At 73.3% G+C, this 26,139-nt stretch carries 23 protein-coding genes and 2 pseudogenes; 6 read left to right on the top strand and 19 right to left on the bottom strand.

What is annotated here, in order from left to right:
- Window positions 1–88 precede the first annotated feature (88 nt).
- Both LRS07_RS20120 and LRS07_RS20115 read right to left on the bottom strand, forming a co-directional pair.
- Window positions 89–1,093, bottom strand: a complete 1,005-nt coding sequence (locus LRS07_RS20120) for a Rieske 2Fe-2S domain-containing protein (protein WP_260499695.1) — start codon at window positions 1,091–1,093, stop codon at window positions 89–91.
- An 84-nt stretch (window positions 1,094–1,177) separates the two neighbouring features.
- The gene (locus LRS07_RS20115) at window positions 1,178–2,347 is read right to left on the bottom strand and encodes an ABC transporter substrate-binding protein (protein ID WP_260499694.1); all 1,170 of its coding nucleotides are present in this window, start codon (window positions 2,345–2,347) and stop codon (window positions 1,178–1,180) included.
- A 186-nt stretch (window positions 2,348–2,533) separates the two neighbouring features.
- Here LRS07_RS20115 and LRS07_RS20110 point away from each other — a divergent pair, with 186 nt between their 5' ends.
- Together LRS07_RS20110 and LRS07_RS20105 are read left to right on the top strand one after the other, a co-directional pair.
- On the top strand, window positions 2,534–3,109 hold the full coding sequence (locus tag LRS07_RS20110) for a MarR family winged helix-turn-helix transcriptional regulator (RefSeq protein WP_260499693.1): 576 nt from the start codon (window positions 2,534–2,536) through the stop codon (window positions 3,107–3,109).
- A 44-nt stretch (window positions 3,110–3,153) separates the two neighbouring features.
- A complete protein-coding gene (locus tag LRS07_RS20105) occupies window positions 3,154–4,503 on the top strand; it encodes a tetratricopeptide repeat protein (protein ID WP_260499692.1) in 1,350 nt (449 codons plus the stop codon).
- Window positions 4,504–4,725: 222 nt separating this feature from the next.
- Here LRS07_RS20105 and LRS07_RS20100 read toward each other — a convergent pair whose 3' ends face one another.
- From LRS07_RS20100 to LRS07_RS20085, 4 genes are all read right to left on the bottom strand, one after another.
- Window positions 4,726–5,151 (bottom strand): hypothetical protein, encoded by a 426-nt coding sequence (locus LRS07_RS20100; protein ID WP_260499691.1) that lies wholly within the window; start codon window positions 5,149–5,151, stop codon window positions 4,726–4,728.
- Between the two features lie 129 nt (window positions 5,152–5,280).
- Window positions 5,281–5,628, bottom strand: coding sequence for a DUF3606 domain-containing protein (locus tag LRS07_RS20095; RefSeq protein WP_260499690.1), 348 nt, complete (start codon window positions 5,626–5,628; stop codon window positions 5,281–5,283).
- A gap of 54 nt (window positions 5,629–5,682) precedes the next feature.
- Window positions 5,683–6,135, bottom strand: coding sequence for a MaoC family dehydratase (locus LRS07_RS20090; protein WP_260499689.1), 453 nt, complete (start codon window positions 6,133–6,135; stop codon window positions 5,683–5,685).
- Entirely contained in the window at window positions 6,132–6,764 is a 633-nt protein-coding gene (locus LRS07_RS20085; RefSeq protein WP_260499688.1) for a nucleotide-binding protein, read from the bottom strand. The genes LRS07_RS20090 and LRS07_RS20085 overlap by 4 nt, the downstream gene beginning before the upstream one ends.
- 42 nt (window positions 6,765–6,806) lie before the next feature.
- Between LRS07_RS20085 and kefF the strand changes: the two genes are divergently transcribed.
- Together kefF and kefC are read left to right on the top strand one after the other, a co-directional pair.
- A complete protein-coding gene (kefF, locus tag LRS07_RS20080; RefSeq protein WP_260499687.1) occupies window positions 6,807–7,376 on the top strand; it encodes a glutathione-regulated potassium-efflux system oxidoreductase KefF in 570 nt (189 codons plus the stop codon).
- A pseudogene (gene kefC / locus LRS07_RS20075) lies at window positions 7,376–9,211 on the top strand (glutathione-regulated potassium-efflux system protein KefC); the annotation flags it as partial. The gene kefF and the pseudogene kefC, both read left to right, overlap by 1 nt.
- Window positions 9,212–9,332: 121 nt before the next feature.
- Here the strand turns inward: kefC and LRS07_RS22380 are convergent.
- From LRS07_RS22380 to LRS07_RS20010, 13 genes and pseudogenes are all read right to left on the bottom strand, one after another.
- Entirely contained in the window at window positions 9,333–10,883 is a 1,551-nt protein-coding gene (locus LRS07_RS22380) for a hypothetical protein (RefSeq protein ID WP_260499686.1), read from the bottom strand.
- A 124-nt stretch (window positions 10,884–11,007) separates the two neighbouring features.
- Entirely contained in the window at window positions 11,008–11,757 is a 750-nt protein-coding gene (locus LRS07_RS20065) for an SDR family oxidoreductase (protein WP_260499685.1), read from the bottom strand.
- 31 nt (window positions 11,758–11,788) lie between these two features.
- On the bottom strand, window positions 11,789–12,136 hold the full coding sequence (locus LRS07_RS20060) for a hypothetical protein (protein ID WP_260499684.1): 348 nt from the start codon (window positions 12,134–12,136) through the stop codon (window positions 11,789–11,791).
- Entirely contained in the window at window positions 12,133–13,071 is a 939-nt protein-coding gene (locus LRS07_RS20055; RefSeq protein ID WP_260499683.1) for an FAD-binding oxidoreductase, read from the bottom strand. The genes LRS07_RS20060 and LRS07_RS20055 overlap by 4 nt, the downstream gene beginning before the upstream one ends.
- On the bottom strand, window positions 13,068–14,045 hold the full coding sequence (locus tag LRS07_RS20050; RefSeq protein ID WP_260499682.1) for a lysylphosphatidylglycerol synthase transmembrane domain-containing protein: 978 nt from the start codon (window positions 14,043–14,045) through the stop codon (window positions 13,068–13,070). The genes LRS07_RS20055 and LRS07_RS20050 overlap by 4 nt, the downstream gene beginning before the upstream one ends.
- A 224-nt stretch (window positions 14,046–14,269) precedes the next feature.
- Window positions 14,270–15,586, bottom strand: a complete 1,317-nt coding sequence (locus LRS07_RS20045; RefSeq protein ID WP_260499681.1) for a citrate/2-methylcitrate synthase — start codon at window positions 15,584–15,586, stop codon at window positions 14,270–14,272.
- 42 nt (window positions 15,587–15,628) lie between these two features.
- Window positions 15,629–16,603, bottom strand: coding sequence for a Bug family tripartite tricarboxylate transporter substrate binding protein (locus tag LRS07_RS20040; protein ID WP_260499680.1), 975 nt, complete (start codon window positions 16,601–16,603; stop codon window positions 15,629–15,631).
- Between the two features lie 11 nt (window positions 16,604–16,614).
- Window positions 16,615–17,598 (bottom strand): Bug family tripartite tricarboxylate transporter substrate binding protein, encoded by a 984-nt coding sequence (locus LRS07_RS20035; RefSeq protein ID WP_260499679.1) that lies wholly within the window; start codon window positions 17,596–17,598, stop codon window positions 16,615–16,617.
- Window positions 17,599–17,651: 53 nt separating this feature from the next.
- Window positions 17,652–19,106, bottom strand: coding sequence for an aldehyde dehydrogenase family protein (locus LRS07_RS20030; RefSeq protein WP_260499678.1), 1,455 nt, complete (start codon window positions 19,104–19,106; stop codon window positions 17,652–17,654).
- Window positions 19,107–19,149: 43 nt separating this feature from the next.
- Complete coding sequence (locus LRS07_RS20025) at window positions 19,150–20,928, bottom strand: thiamine pyrophosphate-binding protein (protein ID WP_260499677.1); 1,779 nt, start codon at window positions 20,926–20,928, stop codon at window positions 19,150–19,152.
- 64 nt (window positions 20,929–20,992) lie between these two features.
- Window positions 20,993–21,994: a Bug family tripartite tricarboxylate transporter substrate binding protein gene (locus LRS07_RS20020; RefSeq protein WP_260499676.1), complete on the bottom strand. Its 1,002-nt coding sequence runs from the start codon at window positions 21,992–21,994 to the stop codon at window positions 20,993–20,995.
- 2 nt (window positions 21,995–21,996) lie between these two features.
- A complete protein-coding gene (locus LRS07_RS20015; protein ID WP_260499675.1) occupies window positions 21,997–23,127 on the bottom strand; it encodes a porin in 1,131 nt (376 codons plus the stop codon).
- 100 nt (window positions 23,128–23,227) lie between these two features.
- Window positions 23,228–24,215, bottom strand: a pseudogene (locus LRS07_RS20010) (ABC transporter substrate-binding protein).
- Between the two features lie 142 nt (window positions 24,216–24,357).
- Between LRS07_RS20010 and LRS07_RS20005 the strand changes: the two are divergent.
- Together LRS07_RS20005 and LRS07_RS20000 are read left to right on the top strand one after the other, a co-directional pair.
- The gene (locus tag LRS07_RS20005) at window positions 24,358–25,083 is read left to right on the top strand and encodes a class II aldolase/adducin family protein (RefSeq protein ID WP_260499674.1); all 726 of its coding nucleotides are present in this window, start codon (window positions 24,358–24,360) and stop codon (window positions 25,081–25,083) included.
- Window positions 25,084–25,118: 35 nt separating this feature from the next.
- Window positions 25,119–26,114: a Bug family tripartite tricarboxylate transporter substrate binding protein gene (locus tag LRS07_RS20000; RefSeq protein ID WP_260499673.1), complete on the top strand. Its 996-nt coding sequence runs from the start codon at window positions 25,119–25,121 to the stop codon at window positions 26,112–26,114.
- The last annotated feature ends 25 nt before the right edge of the window (window positions 26,115–26,139 follow it).

Below are 26,139 nucleotides of genomic sequence, written 5' to 3'. Positions count from 1 at the left end.
ACTACGGGTTAACCACAGACCTTTGACATTTCGGGATCCCGTTAAAGGTCATTCTGGCGCAAGACGCGCCGGCGTGCGATGCGTTTTTCTAAGCCTTCAGCAACCCGGCGATGACGCGCCGCGCCCGGTTCGGGCCGATGTCGACGTGGATGTCGATCTGCTCGCGCACCGGGAAGCGCTGCTGGTTGCGCCACTGCGCCTCGATCACGTCCTTGTCTTCGTAGAAGGTGGCCGCGGTCTGGTCGACCACCAGCTGCGTCACGTTGTCCTTGTCGGGGTGCGGGTTGGTGGCGATGGTCCAGAAGTAGTGCGCGCTGCCCTCGGTCTCCGGCGTCACGCCGTGGAAGCCGCGCATGTGGAAGCCCTCGCGCTCGGGATCGTCGAAGCGGCCGGTGCCCACGTCCATCGCGCCGGTCCAGATGAGCAGGTGCGAGACGCGGAACTCCACCTCCTGCCAGCGGTCGATGCGGCCCGTGAAGGGCCAGGCCGCGCTGTAGGTGGGCGGCGGTTCCGAGTTGGGCATCAGCCGCACCACCCGCACCACCTCGCCCTGGCCGTCGACGGTGAGCTTGGCGTTCATGTGCACGGTCGGGTTGCCGCCGATGGTCTTGGTGTGCACGTAGCCCAGGTGGCTCAGGTCGAGCAGGTTGTCGTGGATGAGCTGCCACGGCGCGTCGTAGTGGAAGCTGTCGCCGCCGTACTGGTAGCGCGGGTCGCTGTGCACCGGGTAGGCGGGCGGCTGGTCGGCCGGCTGCGCGTCCGGTGTGTCGCCGATCCAGACCCAGAGGATCTTGTCGCGCTCCACCAGCGGGTAGGACCGCACCTTGGCCTTCGCGGGGATGCGGTCCTGGCCCGGGATCTCGATGCAGCGGCCGCCGGTGTCGAACAGCAGGCCGTGGTAGCCGCATCGCAGGCCCGCGTCCTCGACCGCGCCGCAGGACAGCGGCAGCTCCTTGTGGCAGCAGCGGTCCTCCAGCGCGCCGACGCGGCCGTCCGGCGTGCGGAACAGCACCATCGCGCGGCCGAGGAAGGTGCGGGCCAGCGGCTTGTCCTTGAGCTCCCAGGAGAAGCCGGCCACCCACCAGCGGTTCATCGGGAAGGGCTGGCGCGCGGTCGCGGCGGGGGGGCGACGGACTGCAGTACGGCGTTCATGGTGACGGCTCCTGGCTCACACGGCTCACTTGGCCCGTGGGTCCTTGACGTTGGGAAAGGTCTCGATCTCGGTGTTCCACAGCTGGCCGCCCTTGCGTTCGACGCGGCGGATGTAGACGTTCTGCACGATGTCGCGCGTCTGCGCGTCGACCGTGATCGGGCCGCGGGGGCTCTCGAAGGTCTGGCCCTTCATGGCGGCGATCAGCGCGTCGCCGTCGGTCTTGCCCTTGGTCGACTCCAGCGCCTTGTAGATGACGCGCATGCCGTCGTAGCCGCCCACCGCCATGAAGTTGGGCCGGAACTTGGCCTGGGCCTGGAAGGCCTCGACGAACTTCTTGTTCAACGGGCTGTCGTGGGCGGCGGAGTAGTGGAAGGAGGTGACGGTGCCGAGGGCCGCGTCGCCCATCTCGCCCAGCGTGTCGTCGTCGGTCACGCCGCCGTCGCCGATGAGCTTGATGTTGGCCTTGTCCAGCCCGCGCTCCGAGAACTGCTTCATCAGGCTGGCCGCGGGGCCGGAGGGGATGAAGACGAACACCGCGTCCGGCTGCAGGTCGCGCACCCGCTGCAGGAAGGGGGCGAAGTCGGGGTTGCGCATCGGGATGCGGATCTCGCCGATCACCTGCCCGCCGTTGAGCAGCACGCGCTCCTTGAAGCTCTTCTCGGCGTCGATGCCGGGGCCGTAGTCGGAGACCATGGTCACCAGCTTCTTCATGTTGTTCTTGTTCGCCCACTCGGCCATGGTCACCGAGGTCTGCGGCAGCGTGTAGCTGGTGCGCACGAAGTAGGGCGAGCCGGCGACGATGCCGGAGGTGGCCGCCGCCATGATCACCGCCGGCACCTTGGCCTGCGTGGCCACCGGCCCCACCGCCAGGGCGGCCGGCGTGATGCCGAAGCCGGCCAGCACCGCCACCTTGTCGTTGACCACCAGCTCCTGCGCCAGGCGGCGCGTCTGGTCGGGGGTGCCCGCATCGTCCTTCAGGATCACCTCGACCTTGCGGCCGGCGACGGTGGTGCCGTTCTGCGCCATGTACAGCTTGACCGCGGCCTCGATCTGCCGCCCGGTGGAGGCGAACGGGCCGGTCATCGGCAGGATGAGGCCGATCTTGACCGGCTCGCCCTGGGCCAGGGCCGCAGGCGCGAGCAGCGGCAGGGCGAGGGCGGTGACAAGGGTGAGGACGTGGCGCTTGCTCGGCATGGGCGGCTCGTGGGAGTGGCTGGAAATTCTTCAGTTTGCTGAAGAATCACAATGGTAGGCCGCTCGCCGGTCCACCGCAACGCCACCCATCCCGGTGCAAACCCGGTGTCCCGCGCGACCGGCGGCGTCCGGGCCGCCCCGGGCGCCGTGACAATCCCGGCCGCACAGCGCCCCGCCACCGTCCGCATGAACGCCCCCTCCCCGCCGGCCACGCCGCGACGAAAGCCGTCGTCCCGCAGCAAGACGGTCCACGAGGACCTGTACGACCAGCCGGGGCACCTCATCCGCCGGGCGCACCAGATCGCGGTCGGGCTGTTCGCCGAGCTGGTGGGGCCGGACATCACGCCCATCCAGTACGCCATCCTGCGCATGGTCCACGAGAGCCCGGGCATCGACCAGGTCAGCCTGGCGCGCTGCATCGCGCTGGACACCTCCACCACCGCGCTCACCGCCGCCCGGCTGCAGGGCAAGGGGCTGCTCGACCGCGCGGTGAGCACCGTCGACCGTCGCCAGCTCGCCCTCACGCTGACCCCCGACGGCGAGGCGCTGATCCGCCGCCTGGTCGACCGGGTGCACACCATGCGCGAGCGCCTGCTCAGCCCGCTGGACGGCCACGAGCAGGACCTGCTGATGGGCCTGCTGGCCAAGTTCGTGCGGCTGAACAACGAGCAGAGCCGGGCGCCGCTGCGGGAGCAGGAGCACCGCTCCGCCGACGGCACGCCCGCCCCGCGCCGGCGCAAGCCGAGGACCGCCGCCGACTGAGCGTCGCAACGCGACGGAGCGTTCTTGCGGCAAGGAGTGCCAACATGGGCCATCCACGCAACCCCGACCCGCCCGTGTCCCACGCCGACGAAGACGACTTCAGCGCCGCCCGCCGGCACTTCCTGGACGGGGTCGGCCATTTCGAGGCCGGCCGCCTGGACGAGGCGCACGCCGCGTTCCAGGCCTCGCTGCAGCGGCTGCCGGGCCGGCCGTCCACGCTGGTCAACTTGGCGGCGACGCGGCTTCGGCTGGGGGAGCCGCAGGCGGCCCTGGCGCCGCTGGACGAGGCGCTGGCCGCCTCGCCGCACGACGCCGACGCCTGGGCCCACCGCGCGCGGGCGCTGGGCCGGCTCGGCCGGCACGGGGAGGCCGTGGACAGCGCCGACCGCGCGCTGGGCATCGAGCCGTCGCACGCCGCCGCCGGCTACGAGCGGGCGATGAACCTGATGGCGCTGCAGCGGCACGACCAGGCGCTGCCGGCACTGGAGGCCCTGCTGGCGCGCGAGCCCGACCTGGCGGAGGCCTGGATGCGCCGCGGCCAGGCGCTGCAGGCGTTGAACCGCCACGACGAGGCGCTGCCCTGCTACGACCGCGCGGTGGCCGCCGACCCGCAGCTCTCCCAGGCGTGGACGCTGCGCGGCGGCCTGCTCAAGGACATGGGCCGCACCGACGAGGCGGTCGACGCGTTCCGCCGGGCGCTGGCCCTCGGCGGCGATCCGGGCATCAACGGCTACTTCCTGGCCGGCCTGACCGGCGAGGACGTGCCGCGGCAGGCGCCGGTGGCCTACGTGGAGCAGCTCTTCGACGGCTACGCCGGCGACTTCGACCACCACCTGGTGGAAGTGCTGCGCTACGGCGGCCCGCGCATTCTGGTCGACGGGCTGCTGGCGCTGCAGCCCGGTGGCGCCGAGGCCGCGCTGGACCTGGGCTGCGGCACCGGGCTGTGCGGGCCGCTGCTGCGGCCGCACGTGCGCCGGCTCGCCGGGGTGGACCTGTCGGCCGCCATGCTCGACAAGGCGCGTGCCAGCGGTGCCTACGACGCGCTGGCCAAGGGCGAGCTGGTGGCGCACCTGCGCGGCGTCGGCTCACCGCAGCAGTGGCTGCTGGCGGCGGACGTCTTCGTCTACGTCGGCGCGCTGGAGGCGGTGTTCGAGGCCGCCGCCGCGGTGCTGGCGCCGGGCGGGCTGTTCGCCTTCTCGGTGGAGGAGGCACAGCCCGGCGAGCCGCCGCTGGCCCTGCGGCCCAGCCTGCGTTATGCGCATTCGCAGGCGTACCTGGAGGGCCTGGCGCAGGCGCACGGCCTGTCGGTGCTGCGCTGGCAACGGGCGCCGCTTCGGGAGGACCAGCGGCGGGCGATTCCGGGGCTCTTCGGCTGGCTGCAGCGGCCGGCCTAGCCGGGCCGAGCGCCGGGCCGCTCCCAAGCCGGCCCGCATCCCCTCGGGGAACGCCCGGCGCACCCGCCGGGCGAGGGACTCCATTGAACCCGGCCAGAGCGCACGCGACACGGGCAGTCAGGCGTGCGGTCAGGCGTGCGGGCCGAGCGCCGGGCCGCTCCCAAGCCGGCCCGCATCCCCTCGGGGGATCGCCCGGAGTACCCGCCGGGCGAGGGGCTCCATTCAACCCGGCCAGAGCGCCCGCGCGACGCGGGCGGTGTCGCCCTCGGGGTCGGTGCGCACGGCCTGCTCGGCGACGTCGCACATGTCGGGCGCCACCTTCGGGCACTTCTGGCGGGCGGCCAGGCAGGACGGGCCGGACGGGTTCTGCGCGCACACCGGCCTGGCGGCGGCGCACAGCTCGCGCCCGTCACCCACGTCGCGCAGCGCGCTGTAGGCGCTCAGCGGCACCGGCCCATAGCCGGCGATGAAGATCTTCTCGTGCTTCTTCGGCGCCTTGGCGGTGGTGCCGGCAGCCGCGGGGGCGCCGCTCATCTGGAGACCGCAACGGCCGGCGGCCATGTCGCGGCGGCAGAGCTCGAGGTTCTGGGCGGCGCTGGCCGCGGCGGCCGTCAACAGGCCGAGGGTGAACAACAGGGTCAGGCGCATGGGGGTACTGCGGGGGGCGCGTCGGAACGACATGGCCCCAGTGTGGGAAGCGGCACGGGGCGGGTCAATGGCCTTCACCCGCGGTCGCCCCCCGGCTGGAGGGGGCGCGCGGCGTGCATCCTTGGCAGGTCAGGCGTTGCCCTTCCCGCCGCCGGTGGCGGTGCTGCCGGTGCGTTCGCTGTTGGTGGTGCTGCGGCTGCCCTTGAGGTCGAGTTCCACCTCGTCGGCGCGCGGCCCGACCCGGCCCACCGCCTCGCGGATCTGCTCCGGCGTCGCGTCGAGTTTCTTCGCCCAGGTCGTCACGCTGCCCTCGTCCTCGGGGTCGATGCGCGGCGCGCCGGCGGCTTGCACATGCCCTTCGGCGCCGGCCAGCCCTTGCGAGCCGGCGAGGCCACCGCGCGCTTCGGGGTCGGGGCGGTGGCGGCCGGCGTCGGCGGCTTCCTGGTTGGCGTGCGGCGTCGTGCGTTGTTCGGGCATGGGTGGGCGGAGGGAGTGGCACGCCGTTTTCGGCAAGCCCGGTGCCCGCCACGGTCAGGCGTAGCGCCGGCCAATCCACTCCGCCACGCACACCGGCTTGTCGGCACCTTCGCGCTCGATCGTCACCTCGGTGGTCACCTGCTGCCCGCCGGCGATGGGCTCCACCGCCAGCAGCCTGAAGTGCGCCCGCACCCGGCTGCCCACCGGCACCGGCGCGGTGAAGCGCACGCGGTTGAAGCCGTAGTTCACGCCCATGCGGGTGCCGGCGACCTGGTAGGCCTGCGCCACCATGGCCGACAGCAGCGACAGCGTGAGGAAACCGTGCGCGATGGTGGTCCCGAAGGGGCTGGCCCTGGCGCGCTCGGGGTCGACGTGGATCCACTGCCGGTCCTCGGTGCACTCCGCGAAGGCGTCGATGCGCGCCTGGTCGACGGTGAACCAGTCGCTGCTGCCGATGGGCTGGCCGACGCGGGCCTGCAGGTCGTCCAGGGAATCGAAGCGGTTCATCGGGACGGGGCTTCCAGCCAGTCGATCAGGGGCTGCCATTGCAGCAGGTCGCGTTCCACGCGGTGCGGCGCCACGTCCCACAGGGTCAGGCCGCGGGCGGCCAGCTGCACGTAGTTCTGCGTGTCGCGCAGGTGGGTGACCACCGGCAGCCCGAGCGTGTCGAGGAAGCGGTCGAGCTGCTCGCGCGCCAGCGTGTGCTCGCGCACCCGCATGCCCACCACGCCCAGGCGCAGGCGCTCGCGCCGCGGCGGCTTCAGCGCCTTCAGCTCGGCGACGAAGGCGTGCGTGGCCTGCATGTCGAACAGGCTGGGCTGCAGCGGCAGCAGCACCGTGTCGGCGATCTTCAGCGCCGCCTCCAGCCGCTTGCCGTGCAGGCCCGCGGGCGTGTCCAGCACGACGTGGGTGGTGCCCTTCGGCGGCTTGACCACCTCGCGCTGCACGAGCTCCCAGCCGCGGATGGCGGGCAGGCCTTCCGGCCGCAGCGCCAGCCACTGGCGCGAGGACTGCTGGCGGTCGATGTCGCCCAGCATCACCGCATGCCCGGCGTGCGCGAAGGCGCCGGCGAGGTTGGTGGCCAGGGTGCTCTTGCCGACCCCGCCCTTGGGGTTGGCGATCACGGTGACGGGCATGGCGCGAGGCTCCGGGGCGAACCGGGTTATGGTAACGACGCGATGCACGACGTCCTGGTCCTCGCCGCCCACCCCGCCATCCACCAGTCGCGCGCCGGCCGGCGGCTGCGCCGCGCCCTGCGCGAGGCGGCGGTGCCCGGGGTGCTGGTGCGCGACCTGTACGAGGCCTGGCCCGATTTCTTCATCGACGTGGCCACCGAGCAGGCGCTGCTGGCGCCCGCCCGGCTGGTGGTCTGGCTGCACCCCATCCAGTGGTACTCGATGCCGGCGCTGATGAAGCTTTGGGTCGACGAGGTGCTGCAGGCCGGCTGGGCCCACGGCCCGGGCGGCCGGGCCCTGCAGGGCAAGGCCCTGTGGCTGGTCGCCACCACCGGCGCCAGCGAGGGCGCCTACACGCCCGAAGGCCACCACGGCCACGCCTTCGACGCCTTCCTGCCGCCCTACCGGCAGACGGCGGCGCTGTGCGGCATGCAGTTCCTGCGGCCGCTGCTGCTGCACGACGCCCACCGGCTGAGCGACGAGGCGCTGGACGTCAGGGCCGCGCAGTTCGTCGCCACGCTGCAGCGCCACCGCCAGGCGATGGCCGCCGATACCGTCACGGGCGCCGCCTGATGGACGGCTGGCTGCACGGGCTGCTGGTCTACCTGGCCGCCGCGGTGCTGGCGGTGCCGCTGGCGCGCCTGCTCGGGCTGGGTTCGATCATCGGCTACCTCGCGGCCGGCATCGTCATCGGGCCCTTCGGCCTCGGCCTCGTCAAGGAGCCCGAGGCGATCCTGCACTTCGCCGAGTTCGGCGTCGTGCTGATGCTGTTCCTCGTCGGCCTGGAGCTGCAGCCGCAGCGGCTGTGGGCCATGCGCATCCCGATCTTCGGCTGGGGCAGCATGCAGTTGGTCGGCTGCGCGGTGCTGATCGCCGGCGCGGCCTGGCTGGCCGGCCTGCCGCCGGCCTGGGCGGTGGTGGTCGGCGCCGGGCTGGCGATGTCGTCCACCGCCATCGGGCTGGGCGTGCTCGGCGAGCGGCGGCTGATGGGCTCGCGCGCCGGCCAGGGCGTGCTGGGCGTGGCGCTGCTGCAGGACGTGGCGGCCATCCCCATCCTGGCGCTGCTGCCGCTGCTGGCGCTGCAGGCCGACACCGGCGACGGCGGCTCGCGCTGGCTTAACGGCCTGTTCGCCGTCGGCGTGGTGCTCGCCATCGTGCTGGGCGGGCGGCTGCTGCTGCGCCCGGCGCTGCGCTGGATCGCGAGCAGCCGCACGCCCGAGGTCTTCACCGCCGCCGCGTTGCTGCTGGTGGTGGCCACCGCCGCGGCGATGCAGGCCATCGGGCTGTCGATGGCGCTGGGCGCCTTCCTCGCCGGCGTGCTGCTGGCCGAGAGCGAGTACCGCCGCGAGCTGGAGACCGACCTCGAGCCCTTCGAGGGCCTGCTGCTCGGCCTGTTCTTCATCGCGGTGGGCATGAGCATCGACTTCGACGTCGTGCTCGGCCAGCCGGGGGTGATCGCCGCCGCGGTGGTGGGCCTGCTGCTGCTCAAGGCGGCGGTGCTGGTGCCGATGGCGCGCGCGATGAAGCTGCCGGCCGGCGAGCGCCATGTCTTCGTGCTGCTGCTGGCACAGGGCGGCGAGTTCGGCTTCGTCGTCTTCCAGACGGCACTGCAGGCGGGGGCCATCCCGAGCGCGCTGGCGTCGCAGGGCGTGGCGGCGGTGGCCATCTCGATGCTGCTGACGCCGCTGCTGCTGGTCGTCGCCGACCGCTGGCCGCGCTCCGGCAAGGCTGCGGCACCGCTGGCGGTGCCCGCCGACCTGCCCGAGCCCGGCCAGTCGCCGGTGATCATCGCCGGCTTCGGCCGCTACGGCCAGATCGTCGGCCGGCTGCTCAACGCCAACGGGCTGCAGGCCACCGTGCTGGAGCACGACGCCGAACAGGTGGAAGCGGTGCGCCGCTTCGGCTGGCGGGTGTTCTACGGCGACGCGACGCGGCTCGACCTGCTGCGCAACGCCGGCGCGGCCGACGCCCGGGTGCTGGTGGTGGCGGTGGACGACATGGACGCCAGCGTGTCGCTGGTGAAGCTGGCGCGCGAGCATTTCCCGCAGCTCGCCCTGGTGGCGCGAGCGCGCAACGTGAGGCACTACTACCAGCTGCGCGAGCTGGGCGTCACCCTGCTCGAACGCGAGACGCTGGACGCCGCGCTGATGAGCGGCCGCAGCGTGCTGCAGGCCCTCGGCTGGCCGGCGGCGAAGGCGCGCCAGCAGGCGCTGCGCTTCCGCCGCCACTCGGTCGACCAGCTGGAGCAGATGGCGCCGCACTTCCGCGACGAACAGCGCCTCATCGCCATGAGCAAGCAGGCCCGTGCGCAGCTGGAGACGCTGTGGGCGCAGGAACGCGAAGAGGCCCGCCAGCGCGGCCGCGGCGAGGGCTGGATGTCGTCGGACGACGACAGCGACGCCTCGGCCACCGCGTCCCCGGGGGCCAGGTCGCCGAAGGCGACGAGGGGCAGCGATCATCGCGGCGGCCGAGCCCGACCGCATCCGGGTCCCCCGGACCGGTCGGGTAGCCCCCCGCGCGGGGCGCCGCCTACGGCCGGGGGCCCCCAGCACACGCGCTGCGGTAGACGAACCAGGGCGGCTGCACCGCCACCGGCTGCAGCGGGCAGCGGCGGCCGGCCAGCATGTCGGCGGTCGGGGCCTCGCGGCTGCGCAGCACCAGGTAGTCGTGGCCGCCGGCCTCGTGGTCCGCCCAACGGAAGTCCTTCTCGGCGAACCAGCCGAACATCGGGTCGACATGGCCCTGCAGCTCGCGGAAGCGCACCACCTGCGGCAGCAGCGTGGCGAAATTGAATTCGACCAGCCCGCCGTGCTGCGCCTGGTACCACAGCGGGTAGTGCAGGAAGGCGTCGCGCAGCGGCGTGCGCTCGCTGCGGCGGTCCACCGGCGCGTACAGCACCCGTCGCTGCGGCGGCACGGCCGACAGCGCCTGGTCGGCGGCGCGCGACTCGGGCGTGAAGGCCAGCTGCTGCCAGGTCTCGCGGGCGAAGATGACGGCGGCCGCGAGGGCCAGGCACACCAGCCCCGCCTGCGCGCGCCACGCCGGCGCCGCGGGCCTCACCGCGGCCGGCGCGGCGCCGAACATCAGCGCGTAGGTCACCGGCAGCAGCATGGCGAAGCGCTCGTAGAAGTGCGTCGCGCCGAAGAGGAAGGTGGGCAGCACCAGCATCATCGCCGCGGTGCAGAGGAAGGGCAGCTTGCGCGCGAGGCCCGGCTGCGGCCTCAGGCCGAGCAGCCAGGGTGCGGCCCAGCCGGCGATCGCCACCAGCGGGGCGATCGGGAACTCGCGCGGCTGCGCCGAGTTGGGGTAGACGAGGAAGGCGTACAGCCGCTCGCGCAGGCCGCCGAAGTACCAGATGTCGCTGCCGATCGCGCTCTGCATCTCGCGGTCGATGACCAGCTTCTTGTAGAGCACGAAGGCCAGCAGCAGCAGCAGCGCCGGCGCCGCCGCGCGCAGCCGCTGGCCCCAGGACTGGCCGCTGGCGGTCATCGCGATGAGCAGCGCCAGCCCGACGGCATAGAGGAACACCAGCCCGTGCGCGAAGAGCAGCGCCGCGCCCAGCAGCAGCACCGCCACCGCGTCGCGCAGCCGCCGTCCTTCGCTCAGGCGGTAGGCCTCGCGGATCAGCCACAGCCCGATCGGCATCGCCACCAGGAAGGTGAGGAAGCCCCAGCGCCAGGGCAGGGCGAAGAAGGCCGGCAGGAACAGCCAGTCCAGCCGCGGGTCGCCGCCCGCCTGCCGGCGCAGGCTGATGCAGGCGCCGACGAAGGCGAGGAAGGCCACCGAGTAGAGCAGCGCGATGGCGGTCTCGATCGGCATGGCCAGCGACAGGCCGTACAGCGACAGGTAGCCGATGAGGTAGGGCGTGAGCAGGTTGACGCGCAGCACCTCCGCCCAGGGGCTGGTGCCCGCCAGCAGGTCGCGCAGCAGCGCCACCTGGCCGGCGTGCTGCGGCAGGTCGACCTGCGGCAGGTGCGGGGTCAGCCAGATGGTGCCGACCGCCCAGGCGCAGGCCAGCCAGAAGGCGAGCCGGGCGAGCGAGACGCGGCTGGCCGGCAAGGCGGTGGAGACGGTGTTCACGTGAGCCCCTCGGCCGTCGGGTACGCCGGCCGATCCCCCGAGGGGATGGCGGGCCGGCTTGGGAGCGGCCCGGCGCTCGGCCCGCGGAAGTCGGTTGACACAGGGTTTCTCATGTTGGGAGGCCCTACAGCTTCAGCCGCTTGAACACCGGCTCGGGGATGAGCCGGATGATGGTCATGATCAGCCGCCAGAAGCCGGGCAGGTAGACCACGTCCTTCTTGCGGTCGACGGCCTTGACGATGCCGGCGGCGATCTGCTGCGGGCTGGCCCACAGCGGGCCGCCTTTTTTGATGTGCGCGGTCATCGGCGTGTCGACGAAGCCGGGCTTGATCGTCAGCACCTGGATGCCCTTCGGCTGCAGACGGTTGCGCAGGCCCTGCAGGAACAGGCTGACCATGCCCTTGGCCGCGCCGTAGGTGTGGTTCGACTGCCGCCCGCGGTCGCCGGCCACCGAGGTGATGACGGCCAGGCTGCCGTGGCCCTGCGCCTCGAAGCGCTGCGCGGCCAGGGTCGACAGCGACACCGCCGACAGGCCGTTGGTCACCATCTCCCGCAGCGTCAGGTTCACGTCCTGCGCGCAGCGTTCGTTGTCGGGCAGCGTGCCGTGGGCGATCAGCACCAGGTCGAGCCCGCCGAGCGCCTGCACGGCGGCGTCCATCAAGGCCGGGTGCGCGGCCACGTCGTCCAGGTCGGCGCGGATGGCCACCACCCGGCCCGCGCTGCCGGCGCGCACCTGCAGGTCGGCAAGCACGCCGTCCAGCTTGTCCTGGCTGCGGCCGACCAGGCACAGCGCGTGGCCGCGTTCGGCCCACAGGCGGGCGGTGGCATGGGCGATGGCGGAGGTCGCTCCGAAGACGAGGGTTCGACTGGACATGCAAAGGCCTCGGTGGTCGTTGTGCGTCGCTTCATGGCATCACCCGGCGCCAGAAGCTGGAAGAGAAATGCGGGTCGAGGAAGGCGGTGAAGCGCTGCAGCGCCGGGAAGCCGCGCTCGAACATCTGCGGCGACATGCGCGCGTCCTTGGCCGGGTAGAGCGCGCCGCCGGCCTCGGCCACCACGGCGTCGAGTTCGCGGAACAGCTTGAGCGTGTCCTCGCCGCGGTTGGGGAAGTCCAGCGCCAGCGTCGCCCCCGGCCGCGGGAAGGACAGCAGCCCGCGCGAAGGCTGCGCGCCGAAGGTCTTGAACACCGCCAGGAAGGAGCCCTGGCCGCCCTTCTTCAGCCGGTCGAAGAGCGCCTGCGCGGCCTCCTTCATCGTCTGGGGGGCAGCACGCACTGGTACTGGAAGAAGCCGCGCCGGCCGTACATGCGGTTCCACTGCAGCAGCCCGTCGAGCGGGTAGAAGAAGGGCAGCAGGTGCGACAGCCCCTGCGCCGCGACCGGCCGCCGGTAGTACAGCTGGTTGAAGGCGCGCAGCGTCAGGCCGTTGACCAGCGAGAACGGCGGGTCGGTGCGGAACTGCCGCGCGGACGGCGGCGGCGGCGGCATCTTCTTCATCGGCGCGGCATGGTCGGCCGCGGTGTAGATGCCGCGGCCGCCGCCCAGGCAGTCGACCCAGGCGACGGCGTACTCGTGGCGCGCGCCGAGCTCGGCATCGATCTGCCAGTACTCCTCCAGGTTGCGGAAGCGCCGGTTCACCGTCCACAGCGCCGGCGTGCGCACCCGCACCAGCTGCAGCTCGACCCAGGTGATGAGGCCGGTCAGGCCCAGGCCGCCCAGCGTGGCGGCCAGCCAGTCGGGGTGGTCGGTCGCGCTGCAGTGCAGGCGCTGGCCGTCGGAGCGCAGCAGCTCCAGCGCGCGCACGTGGTGGCCGAAGGTGCCGGCGCGGTGGTGGTTCTTGCCGTGCACGTCGTTGGCCACCGCGCCGCCGAGCGTGACGAAGCGGGTGCCCGGCGTCACCGGCAGGAACCAGCCCTGCGGCAGGGCCAGGGCGATGATGTCGTCCAGGCTGACGCCGGCCTCGGCGCGCAGCACGCCGGTGCCCGGGTCGAAGGCGATGAAACGGTCGAGGTGCCGGGTGCGCAGCAGCAGGCCGCCCTCGTTGAGCGCCACGTCGCCGTAGCTGCGGCCCAGGCCGTGCGCCAGCAGCGGCTCGTTGGCCGGCGGCAGCGGCTGGAAGCGGTCGGCCACCCAGCATTCGCGGGCCGACTCGACCCGCGGCGTGCGGCCCCAGGACAGAGCACTGGTCATGCCGCCGGCACTCCGGGACTTCGACGCTGGGCCTGCGGCCGCCGCAGCATCGGCAGCAGCGCCAGCAGGCCGAGCACGACGGCGAACCACAGCGTGGTGATGCGGATGACCACCGTGGCGGCCACCGCCTGCGCCCGCGGGTGGCCGGCGGCCATCATCAGGGCCAGCATGGCGGCCTCGGTGCCGCCCAGCCCGCCGGGCAGGAAGCTCAACGCGCCGGCCAGCATGCCCACCGCGTAGACGAGGAAGGAGAAGCCGAACGTGGTCGGCAGCTCCAGCCACTGCAGCAGCAGGTGCAGCGCATAGGCCTCGGCGGTCCAGGCGACGACGCTCAAGCCCATCGCCTGCAGCAGCACCGGGCCGCGGTGGCAGGCCGCCGCGCCCTGCAGCAGTTCCAGCGTGCGGCGGGTGACGCGCGCCAGCCGTGCGTCGCCCAGCCCCGACTGCCAGCGCTGCAGCAGCGGCGCACTGCGCACCAGCGCCAGCACCAGGACGCAGAGCACCGCCGCGCCGACCAGCAGCGGCCACACCTCGGGATGCCCGGACAGGCCGATGCAGGTCAGCAGCAGCACCGCCACCAGGTCGGCCAGCCGCTCGCTGACGAAGGCCGCCACGGTGTGCACGCCGGGCACGCCGCGCTGGCGCAGGAACACCCCGCGGATCAGTTCGCCGGCCTTGCCAGGGGTGGTGGTCAGTGCGAAGCCGGCCAGGTAGATGCGCAGGCTGGGCCGCCAGGGCTGCGGTGAACCCAGGCAGCGCAGGTAGATCTGCCAGCGCCAGAAACGCAGGCCGTAATTGACCAGCGATAGCCCCAGCAGCGCCAGCCAGCCGAGCGCGCCGACGTGCACCACCGCCGCCGACACCTCGTGCCAGCCCCCCCACAGCGCGAACGCCAGGTAGCCGACGCTGGCCAGCACCACGGACACGATCAGTCCGCGCCAGCGCCGCTGCAGGCTCTCCTCGTGGTGGGGCAAGTGGTGACTCCGAAACTGAATGGCCACGGGCGATGGGCCCGCCGCCCGGCCGCCGTCCCTCGTGGCAGCGGACGGGTGGGGGCAAGCCACGCGCCCAGCCAAGGGATCACCCTAGGATGAGGGGGAAACCCGAAGGGCGCCCTCAGCGGCCGCGCACCGGTCGTTCTTGCGGCAAAGGTGGCAGGGGCGGCCGCCGCGCGGCCGCGTGGCAAAGGTGGCGGCCCTCAGCCGGCCAGGCCGACGAACATCGCGCGGGCGCGCAGCACCTGCGGGGAGAGCCGCTGCTCCTGCACGTGCGCGACCCAGCCGGCGATGCGCGCGATGGCGAACAGCGCACCGGGCGCCTGCGCCGGCAGGCCCATGGCGCGGGTGAGCGCGACCATCGGCAGCTCGTGGCGCGGCCGCAGGCCGCTGTCCTGCTGCAGCGCCTCGGCGAAGCGGCGCACCGCGTCGAGCTCGCGCGAGGCGGGTCGCCGCCCGATCAGCTCGAACAGCAGGTGCGCGCGCGGGTCGCCGCGGGGGTAGAGCGGGTGCATGAAGCCCGGCACGCTCTGCCCGCGTGCCTGCAAGGCCTGGGCGCGCCGCAGCAGCGCGGGCGCGGTCTGCGCCGACTGCAGGAAGTCGTGCACCCGGTCGAACACCCGCGCCACCTGCAGCCCGGCGCTGGAGCACAGGCCGGCGGCGATGCAGCTGTGCAGCGTGCTGCCGGTGGAGGCGGCCACGCGCACCGACAGCGTGCCGGGCGACAGCTCGTGGTCGGCCAGCAGCACCAGCATGGCCTCGATGGCCTCCAGGTTCTCGTCCCGCGCCGGAACGCCGAAGGCATGCAGCAGGCCCTCGGCCACGCCACTGCCGCGCGGCGGCGTCACCACCCGGCCCTGTGGCGAGGCCAGGCCACAGCAGCCGACCAGCGTCGTGATCACCTGGCGCGCGGCCGGCAGCGTCTGGCCGCCGTGCACCCGGTCGGCCACGGTGCCGCGTGCCAGGCCGAGGTGCAGCGAGACCAGGGCGAAGGTCTCCAGCAGGTTGTGGCCCAGCGTGGGCGCGGACAGCGCGGCCAGCAGGCGGCGCAGCGCCGCCGCGGGCGCCGCCGTCGGCCACGGCCGGTGCTCGTCGCGCCACAGGCCCGTCCACAGCAGCTCGGCCACCGATTCGAAGGGCGCGCGCTGGCGGGCCAGGTCGAGCGCCAGGCGGCCGCGGTAGCGCGGACCCTGCGGGGTGATCTCGGTGACCGAGGTGGTGACGACCGGCTCGCCGTGGTTCAGCGCCGAGGCGGCCACGGCCGCGTGGCCGGCCCGCGCGCGCGAGCGGCTGCGCATGCGCTCGATGTCCTCGCGCAGGTAGAGCCGGTCCTTGCGCCCGGGCTGACGGATGCTGCGGATCCAGCCGCGGCTGACGTAGGCGTACAGCGTCTGCGCTCGCACGCCCAGCAGCTGCATGGCCTGGCGGGCACCGACGCAGTCGGCCGCGTCGGCGGCGGCCAGCGCCGGGGGCGCCGCCGACGCCCCGACGTCGGGGGTGGGTGCCGGTCGTTCGGGCATGGCGGCATCATGCCGGGCGTCGGGGCCGGCGCCGGCCATCGATCACTCGCCCTTGATGCCGAACTGCTTGACCACCCGGCCGTAGCGCGCGTACTCCTCTCGCACCTCGCGCTCAGCCTCGGCGCTGCTGCCGCCCAGCGGTTCGACCCCCATCGCCAGCAGCCGCTCGCGCACCTCCGGCAGCTGCAGGATGGCGTTGACCTCGCGGTTGAGGCGGGCGATCACGGCCGGCGGCGTGCCCGCCGGGGCCAGCAGCGGGAACCACGGGCCCTTCAGGTCGATGCCGGTGATGCCCTGCTCGGCCAGCGTCTTCACGTCCGGCAGCAGGGCGCTGCGCGCGCCGACGATGCCCAGCGGCACCACCTTGCCGGACTGGATGAACGGCGTGACCCCGCCCAGCGCGCTGATGGCCAGCTTGACCTGGCCGGCGACGGTGTCCTGCACCGCCGGCATCACGCCCTTGTAGGGCACGTGGTTCAGCTCGATGCCGGTGCTGTGCTGGAGCACCTCGCCGGCGATGTGCATCGGCGAGCCGTTGCCGGAGGTGGCGTAGGCCAGGCCCGGCGCCCGCTTCACCGCGGCCACCAGTTCGGGGACCGTCTTCACGCCCAGCGAGGGATGGGCGAGCAGCAGCATCGGGCTGGAAGCCGTCTTGACGATGGGCGCGAAGTCCGTCACCACGTCCAGCCCGCCCGGTGCGCCGCGCGGCAGCACGTGCGGCGCGATGAACAGCGTGCTGGGCACCAGCGCCAGGGTGTGGCCGTCCGGCGCCGCCCGCGCCACCTGGCCGGCGCCCACCAGCCCGCTGGCGCCCGGCCGGTTCTCGACGATGGCGGTCTGGCCCAGGCGCGGCCCGAGGCGCTCGGCGATCAGCCGGGCCAGGATGTCGGTGCTCGAGCCCGGCGCCACCGGCACGACGATGGTGAGCGTGCGGCTCGGAAAGCCCTCCTGCGCGCGGGCGGGGCCGGCGGCGGCGAGCGCCGCCGCCAGGGCGAGCAGGGCGTGGCGTCGTTGCATGGTCGGTCTCCTCATTCGGACTTCAGGTCCGCGCGCTGGGCGACCCGCTGCATGCGGGCGATCTCGGCGTCCAGCGCTTGCGCCAGCTCGGCCGGGCCGCCACCCACCATCTCGATGCCGGCCCCCTGCGCCTGCTCGCCCGCGTCGGGGCGGCGCGCGATGCGGGCGATGGCCTCGCTCATGCGCTGCATCGCCTCGGGCGGCGTGCCGTGCTGCGCCATCAGGATGACGATGGGCGCGAAGTCGAAGCCGGGCCGCTTCTCGGCGATGGCGGGCACCTGCGGCGCCAGCGGCGAGCGATGCGAGGCGTTGGTGGCCAGCAGCCGCACCTGGCCGCTGCGCACGAAGCCGGCGAGCGACGGATAGGCCGAGAACACCATGTCGACCTGGCCGCCGAGCAGCGCCGGCACCGAGGCGGCGCTGCCGCGGAAGGGGATGTGGGTGATGAACAGGCCGTACTCCGCCTTCAGCGCCTCCATCGTCAGGTGGTGGGTGCTGCCGATGCCCGACGAGCCGTAGTTCAGGCGCCCCGGCTGGGCCTTGGCCAGCGCCACCAGCTCCTCCAGCGTCTGCGCCTTGACGTTGGCGTTGACCGCGAGGAACAGCGGGGCCCGCGCCACCAGCGACACCGGGACCAGGTCCTTCTTCGGGTCGTAGGCCAGCTTGCGGGACGTCAGCGGGTTGACGCTGAGCAGCGAGCCGTCGGCCAGCAGGAAGCTGGTGCCGTCGGCCGGCGAGGCGGCCAGGCTGGCCGCGCCCACGCCGCCGTTGGCCCCCGGCTTGTTGTCGATGACGATGGTGGTGCCCAAGGCCTCCTGCAGGCGCGGCGCGAGCAGCCGGGCGACGGTGTCGGTGAGGCCGCCCGGCGGGTTGACGACGACCAGGCGGATGGGGCGGGCGGTGCCGCCGGCCTGCGCGAGGGCGGCGGCCGGCAGGGCCGCGGCGGCCAGGACCGCCGCGGCGGCCAGGGCGCGGCGGCGCTTCGGTGCGTGCATGAGGGACGTCTCCTTGTCGTTGTGGGGGCCGGTGTCGCGTTGGACCGGTGGGGCTACAGCACGATGTGCACGTTCTTGCCCTGGGTGAAGCTGTAGAGCTCGTCGAGGCCTTCCTCGCGGCCGATGCCCGACTGCTTGACGCCGCCGAACGAGGCGCCGAGGAAGTGCGAGCTGACGTGGTTGACCCAGACGAAGCCGGCCTGCATGCGCGCGGACGCGCGGTGGGCGGCGGCCAGGCTCGTGGTCCAGATCGAGCCGGTGAGGCCGTACTCGACGCGGTTGACCGCGTCCCACAGCGCGTCCTCGTCGTGCCAGCGCAGCACCGACAGCACCGGGCCGAACACCTCCTCGTTGGCGATGCGCATCTGCGGCGTCACGTCGGTGAAGATGGTCGGCTCGACGAAGAAGCCGCGGGCCAGCCGCGGGTCGTCGGGGCGCTTGCCGCCCCACGCCAGCGTCGCGCCCTCGTTCTTCGCGATCTCGATGTAGCCGAGGATCTTGTCGAGCTGTTCGCGCGAGACGATGGCGCCCATCGTGGTGTCCGGCTCGGTGGGCAGGCCGGGGCGGTAGTGCTTCACCCGCTCGAGCACCCGCGCCAGGACCTGGTCGTAGACCGCCTCGTGCACGAACAGCCGCGAGGTCGAGCCGCAGCTCTGGCCGCACCAGGTGAAGTTCATGCCGTCGACCGCGGCCTTGGCGGCCTTCTCGAGGTCGGCGTCGGGGTAGATCACGCAGGCGTTCTTGCCGCCGAGCTCCAGCGTGACGTGCTTCAGCCGCTCGGCCGCGGCGCGCGCGATCGCCCGGCCGGTGGGCACGCTGCCGATCAGCGACAGCCGCGGCACGTCGGGGTGGTGGACCAGCGCCTCGCTGCCGGCACGGCCGCAGCTCAGCACGTTGACCACGCCCGGCGGCAGGAGGCCGTCGATCAGCTCCATGAAGCGGTAGGCCGACAGCGGCGCCTGGTGCGGCGGCTTCATGATCACGCTGTTGCCCACCGCGATCGCCGGCGCGATCTTGCCGGCGACGAACATCAGCGGGTGGTTGTAGGCCACGATGCGGCCGACCACGCCGTAGGGCTCGCGCAGCGACAGGTTGAGCACGCCCTCGCCCATCGGGATGGTCTCGCCCTTGACCTCGGTGACGAGGCCGGCGCAGTAGTCGAAGGCGGCGGCGGCGACCACCGCGTCGCTGCGCATCTCCTTGACCGGGTTGCCGCAGTTCAGCGCGTCGATCATCGCCAGCTCGTCGGCGTGCCGGCGCAGCACGGCGCCGACCTCGCGCATCAGCCGCGCACGCTCCAGCGGCTTGGTGCGGCGCCAGGTCTCGAAGCCGGCCCGGGCCGCCTGCACCGCCGCGTCGACGTCGGTGGCATCGGCGTCGGCACAGCGCCCCAGGCTCTCGCCGGTGGCGGGGTTAATCGTCTCGGCGTGGCCGCCGTGCGGGCGGTGCCAGCCGCCGCCGTAGTAGAGGTCGCGCTGCCGGGGCAGCACGGATTCGGGTGTCGTCATCGCAAGCCTTCGGGTGATCGGGGGAGAGGGCCGGCGCAGCTCGCTAGCGCTTCTGCGAAGCCGGGCCGCTGGGGTTGGCGTCGTAGCCCGGCTGCACGCGCACGTCGACCACCACCACGCGGCCGTCGCGCACCGCCTGCAGGCCTTCGGCCACCGCCTGGCGCAGCTGCGCCACGTCGGTGACCGGGCCGATGCCGTGGGCGCCCTGGGCGCGCGCCATGGCGGCCAGGTCGATGTCGGGCTCGTCGATGCGCTGGCCGATCCACTTGTTCTCCACCGGGCGGCCGCGTTCCTTGGCGACGCGTTCCTGGTGCATCTCGTCGTTGAAGAACGAGCGGTTGTTGGCCACCAGCATCAGGCAGGGGATGCCGTAGTGGCAGGCGGTCCACAACGCGGTGACACCCATGAGGAAGTCGCCGTCGCCCATGATGGCCACCGGCAGCCGGCCGCTGTCGCGCAGCGCGAGCGCCGCACCGATCGTCAGCCCCGGGCCGGCGCCGACGCCGCCCCCGCCTTCGAGGCCGAGGTAGTCCAGCGGGTCGCGGAAGTGGCGGTAGCTGCCGTGCCAGCCCAGCGGGACGCGGGTCAGGCACACCGGCTGGCCGGCTGCGGCCTCGTTGAAGGCCACCGCCAGCGCGCGCAGGGACACCACGTCGCCGAGCGCCTGCGGCTCCTGGTAAGGCGCCCGGTGCGGCGGCGGCCGGGTCGGGGCGGGCAGCCGCGGCAGCAGCAGCGGCACCACCGCATCGGGCTCGCACAGCAGGTAGACGTCGGCCGGCGGCAGCGCCTGGTAGTCGTGGCTCCAGCCGCGGTGCAGGTGCGCGTCGGGCGAGACGTGGATCACCTTCGCGTCGACCGGCGCGTCGCCCCAGGCCTGACGCAGCGTGCCCGCGGTGTCGGTCCAGTCGAGCGCCAGCACGACGTCGGCCTCGCGCAGCGCGGCGGTGCTCTCGGGCGACAGGAAGTTGCCCGGCGGGCCGGCGTGCAGCGGGTGGTCGGTCGGGAAGGCGGCGGCCATCTTCTGGTCCGTCAGCACGCGCGCGTTCAGCGCCTCCGCCAGGGCGACGCGCTCACGCCAGCCCTGTGCACTGCGCGAGCAGCGCCCGGCGAGCAGCACCGGCCGTTGCGCACCGCGCAGCAGCGCGAGCGCGGCCTCCAGCGCCTCGGCCGCCGGTGCGACCGCGGGCGGCGGCGCGTGGCGGGCCGGGTCCGGCAGGGCCGGCACCGCGTCGAGGCGTGCCTCCTGCAGCGCGGCGTCGAGGTTGACGTAGGTGGGCGCGCGCGGCGCGGTCTGCGTCAGCTGCATCGCGCGCATCAGCGCCTCGCAGGCCGCGGGCACCGAAGCCGGCTGGTTGTCCCACTTGGTGTAGTCGCGCACCAGCGCGCCCTGGTCGGAGCAGGTGTGGATCCAGTCGATCCAGGGCCGCCGCTTGGCGGCGTCCCACGGCCCCGTCGCACCGAGCAGCAGCATCGGCACGCGGTCGCACCAGGCGTTGAACACCGACATGCTGGCGTGCATCAGCCCGACGTTGGAATGCAGCACCGCGCCCATCGGCCGGTCGCTGGCCTTGGCGTAGCCGTGCGCCAGCGCCACCGCGCTTTCCTCGTGCAGGCACAGCAGCATCTGCGGCGCCGCGTTGCCCAGGTGGTTGACCAGGCTGTCGTGCAGGCCGCGGTAGCTGGCCCCGGGGTTGAGCGCGAGGTAGGGCAGGCCGAGGCGGCGCAGCATCTCGGCCAGCACGTCGCTGCCCCAGCCGGCACCGGCGGAGGCCGGTCCGGTCGGTTCGTCGCGCCGCAGGGGCGCGCGCTCATCGGTGCTCAAGCAGTCTCCTTCATGGGCCGGCGGCCCGCGTCGATGGGGTGAGGGGTGCACCGCCGCCGCGCCGTCAGTCCGCTTTCATGCGGGCGTCGCGGGCGATGCGCGTGAACTTGTCGAGGTCGGCCTGCATGGCCGCGGCCAGCCGCTCGGGGCCGCCGGTCCAGGGGTCGAGGCCGGCCGCGCGCAGCCGCTCGGCCGCCGGCTCGCCCTCGCGCAGCAGTTGCGCGACCTCGGTGGACAGGCGCTCCACCACCGGGCGCGGCAGGCCGGCGGGGCCGACCAGGCCGACCCACACGTCCATGGCGTAGCCGGGCAGCGGGCCGGCTTCGGCCAGCGTCGGCACCTCCGGCAGCGCGGCGGTGCGGGCGCTGCCCGCCACGGCCAGCGCCTTCAGGCGGCCGCCCGCCAGGTGCGGCAGCAGCGAGTTGACGCCGCCGACGACGAAGGCGATCTCGCCGGACAGCAGCGCCGGCACCATGGCCGCCGAGCCCTTGTAGGGCACGTGCACGACGTCGATGCCGGTCAGGCTGCGCAGCATCTCGACGGCGAAATGGTGGGGCGCGCCGGTGCCCGAGCTGCCGTAGTTGAGCTGCCCCGGCCGCGCGCGCGCCAACGCGATCAGCTCGGCCACGCTGTTCACGCCCAATGCCGGCGTCACCGCCAGCACGAAGGGCGTGCGCGCCACCGGCGCGATCGGCGTGAAGTCCCGGATCGCGTCGTACGACAGCCGGCTGAACGAGGCCGTCATGACATGCGCGCTCTCGGTCATCAGCAGCGTGTGGCCGTCGGCCGGCTGGCGGGCGACGAACTCGCGCGCGATGCCGCCGTTGGCGCCCACCCGGTTCTCGACCACGATCGGCTGGCCGAGCAGCGGCTGCAGGCGTTCGCCGAGCACGCGGGCGCACAGGTCCGGCGAGCCGCCGGGCGGCAGCGGCACCACCAGCCGCACCGCGCGCGAGGGCCAGGCCGTCTGGGCCCCGCCGGGCGCCGCGGCCGCACCGACCAGCGGCCCGGCCAGGGCCGCGATCGCCCGCCGGCGGGTGATCGGGGGCAGCGGTCGGGCGCGCATGGTCAGAACACGTGGCGCACGCCGACCTGCGCGGTGGTGGCGCGCGGGTTGTTGGGGCCGATCGCGCCGACCGGCTGCTGCGCGGTGCCGCTGCCCAGCACGTAGTTCGAGCCGTTGCGGTTGTCGACGGTGCCCATCGAGCCGTACACCATGGTGCGGCGAGACAGCGTGTACTCGGCACCGAGCGCGAACCAGTTGGCGTCGCGGCTGGGCGTGGCCGCGGTGTAGCGCGAGCGGTCGTCGATGCGGGTGTACTGCGCCATGGCCGTCAGGCCCGCCATCACCGGCACCCGCACGCCCAGGTTCATCAAGCGGAACTGGGTGGCGGCGGCCCCCGGCACTTGGTTGAAGCCGCAGGCCGGGATGCAGTCGATGCGCTCGTCGGTGACACCGGCGAACAGCCGGGCCACCCGCAGGTCGACGCTGCCGCCGGCCACCCACGCCCGTGCGTCGCCGCTGGCCGAGGCGTTGTTCACGCCCTGGGTGCGCACGTAGCCCAGCACGCCGGTGACCGGCCCGCTGGCATAGCGGCCGGAGGCACCGTAGGTGCGGCCCTGGCTTGCCGATCCCTCGCCGGCGGCGAGCAGCGCGCGGGCCTCGAAGCCGCCGAACGAGGGCGACAGGTAGCTCACCGCGTTGTCGGCCCGTGCCGCCACCTGCACCGGCAGGAGGGTGCGGTGGACGGTGCCGCTGCGGCCGATGGCCGGCAGGCCGCCCGACCCCATCCAGCCGAAGGCGTCGACCGCGTTGTGCACCAGGTAGTACGGCGTGGGCAGGCGGCCGAGCAGCACGGTGCCGGCCTGCCGCGACTGCAGTCCCACCGAGGCCTCGCGTCCCCAGGCGCGGCCGCCCTGGCCGAGGGTGCCGTCGTCGGCGTTGATCCCCTGCTCGATGCGGAACAGGGCGGTGAGGCCGCCGCCGAGCTCTTCCTGGCCGCGGAAGCCGAGCCGGCTGCCGAGGTTGCCGCCGCTGATGACGCGGTAGGCGCCGCCGCGGCCCTGGCTGCTCCATTCGGTGGCCAGGTCGAGCACGCCGTAGACGGTCACCGACGACGGGGCCGGGGCGCCGCCCTGACCGAAGGCCGGCAGGCAGGCGCAGGCGGCGAGGGCGATGACGGTGCGGGCGGTCTTCATGTCTCCATCCATCGGGTCGTTCTGAGGGAGCCGCAATCTACGAGTGGATCGCAGGCTGTTCAAGATTGATTGAACGATGCATGGACGGCACGCCACGCCGTCAGATCTTGGCCAGCTCGTAGGTCGAGGGATGGAAGAGCTCGTCCACGGCCACCCGGCGCGCCGACAGGCCCTGCGCGTGGTGGTGGGCGACGAAGGTCTCCAGCGTGCGGCGGTTGGCCTGCACGCCGTAGGGCCAGGGGTCGGTGCCGAGCAGGTCCACCGACTCGCGGACCTGCTCCTCCAGGAAGGGCAGGGTGACCTTGGGCGCCGACGGGTCGGCCAGCCGCTGCTGCGCCAGCCGCTTGGCCGCATCGAAGGCCTTGTACGCGGCCACCGGCAGCCAGGGGGTGGCGCTCGACCAGCGGCTTGCGGATGCCCAGCAGGTGCATGATGGGGAAGACGCCGGTGCGGCGGTGGTAGTCGCGTGCCGCGGCCGTGGTGTCAGGGTACAGCCAGCCCACCTGCGGGTGGACACCGAAGCCGCTGGGCGGACGCGGCGCGATCACCGCGTCGATCTCGCCCTCGTCGAGCATCGAGGAGATGGTGCGGCCCTCGGGCGCCGACTCGATGGTCACGCCGGGCGGCAGGTCGAAGCCGATCTTCTCCGGGCGGCCCGGGTCCTCCAGGCCGCCGCGCACCCAGCGCACCTCCGACGGGTCGATGCCGTGCTCGTCCTTGAGCAGCGCGCGCGCCCAGACGTTCGCGGTGAGCTGGTACTCGGGCACGCCGATGCGCTTGCCGCGCAGGTCCTCGGGCCGCTGGATGCGGTCCTTGCGAACGTAGATGGCGGTGTGGCGGAAGGCGCGCGACAGGAACACCGGCACCGCCACGAACGGGCTCTCGCCGCGCGAGTGCTTGACCAGGAAGCTGGAGAACGAGATCTCGCAGAGGTCGAACTCCAGGTTGCGGAAGGCGCGGAAGAAGATCTCTTCCGGTTCGAGCAGCATGAACACCGGGTCGACGCCGTCGATCTGCACCTGGCCGTCCTGCAGCGCACGGGTGCGGTCGTAGTCGCCCATGGCGACGGAGAGTTGAAGCTTGGACAAGAAGGTTCTCCGAAAGGGGGGTGCGATTCTTCGTCCTCGGCCGCGGCATGGTCAAGATTGCGCGTTGATGGAACGAGCAATCAATGTTGAGGATCGGCGCCGCGGTGCTTATGCTGCGGCGCTTCGCCACGGCACGAACTCGATGTCCCCGCTGTCCTCCGCCGACCCGGCGCTGATCGACGACCTCGTCGACGCCAACCACATCCTGGGCATGCAGGGCGTGCTCGACGCCTTCGGCCACGTCAGCGTGCGCCACGACCGCAGCCCCGCGCACTTCCTGCTGGCGCGCAACATGGCCCCGGCCCAGGTGTGCCGCGAGGACATCGTGAGCTTCGAGCTCGACGGCACGCCGGTGGACGCCGGCGACCGCCGCGTCTACCTCGAACGCTTCATCCACGGTGCGATCTACCGCGCCCGCCCGGACGTGATGGCGGTGGTGCACAGCCATTCGCCGGCGGTGGTGCCCTTCACGGTGTCGCGGCGCGAGCGGCTGCGCCCGGTCTGCCACATGAGCGGCTTCCTCGGCGGCGGCGCGCCGGTGTTCGAGATCCGCGACGTGGCCGGCGACGGGACCGACCTGCTGGTGCGCGACGACCGGCTCGGCCGGGCGCTGGCGCAGGTGCTCGGCCCCAGCCACTGCGTGCTGATGCGCGGGCACGGCTCGACGACGGTGGGACCGTCGTTGAAGCTGGCCGTCTACCGGGCGGTCTACGCCGAGGTGAACGCGCGCATCCAGTCGCAGGCCCTCCAGCTCGGCGACCCGCAGTACCTGAGCGCCGAGGAGGCGCAGGCCGCCATGGCCAGCACCGAGGGCCAGGTCGACCGGCCCTGGGCGCTGTGGAAGGCCGCCGCGCGCGCCATCCGCTGACCCGTTGTGCTCCTTTCCTTCGAGACCCCCAGACGATGACCACCTGCGCATCCCCGGCCCGCCGCCGCCTGTCGTTCGCCGCGCTCGCGGCCCTGGGCCTGCCGGCCCCTTCGGTGTTCGCCCAGCAGGCCGCCTGGCCGAGCAAGCCGGTGCGCATCGTCGTGCCGTCGTCGCCCGGCGGCGGCACCGATGTCTTCGGCCGCATCCTGGCCCAGGCGCTGACCGAACAGCTCAAGCAGACCTTCCTGGTGGAGAACAAGCCGGGCGCCAGCGGCAACATCGGCGCCGACCTGGTGGCCAAGGCGGAGCCCGACGGCTACACGCTGCTGGTGGCGTCCAACTCGTCGCTGGGCATCAACCCGTCGCTGTACCGCACGCTGCCGTTCGACCCCGAGAAGGACCTGGCGGCGGTCAGCCGCGGCGTCATGGCACCGATGGTGGTGGTGGCCAACCCGGCCACCGGCTTCAAGACCTTCAAGGACCTGCTGGAGTTCGGCAAGAAGCGTCCGGGCGAAGGCTTCTACGGGTCGGCCGGCGTGGGCAGCCCGCCCTACATCGGCGTGCGCATGATCGAGGAGTCCACCGGCACGCGCTTCATGCACGTGCCCTACAAGGGCGTGGCCCCGGCCTACCAGGACCTGCTCAGCGGACGCCTGCAGTTCATGTTCACCGACCTGGCGACCATCGAGCAGCACATCCGCGCGGGCAAGGTGACCGCGCTGGCGGTCAACCAGAAGACGCCGCTGCTGCCGGGCGTGCCGACGCTGGCCGAGGCCGGCCATGGCGACATCCACGCCTGGACCTCCTTCAGCGTGATGGCGCCGGGCCGCACGCCGCCCGCGCTGGTCGGCCGCATCGCCGGCGAGATCGGCCGCGCCATGCGCACGCCGGCGGTGGCGCAGCGGCTGGAGCAGCAGGCGCTGATCCCGGTGTTCGACACGCCGAAGGATTTCGCCGCCGAGCTGCAGAAGGAGCGCGAGCACTGGGGCAGCTTCATCCGCCGCCACGACATCCGGCCCGAGCAGTCCTGAGGCCGGCAGGGGCGGGCGCGGCGGC

Origin of the sequence: Aquabacterium sp. J223 (assembly GCF_024666615.1) — a bacterium.
Lineage (GTDB): Bacteria > Pseudomonadota > Gammaproteobacteria > Burkholderiales > Burkholderiaceae_C > J223.
The sequence above is the reverse complement of the archived record's forward strand: the minus strand, read 5'-3'. Positions and strand labels throughout refer to the sequence as shown.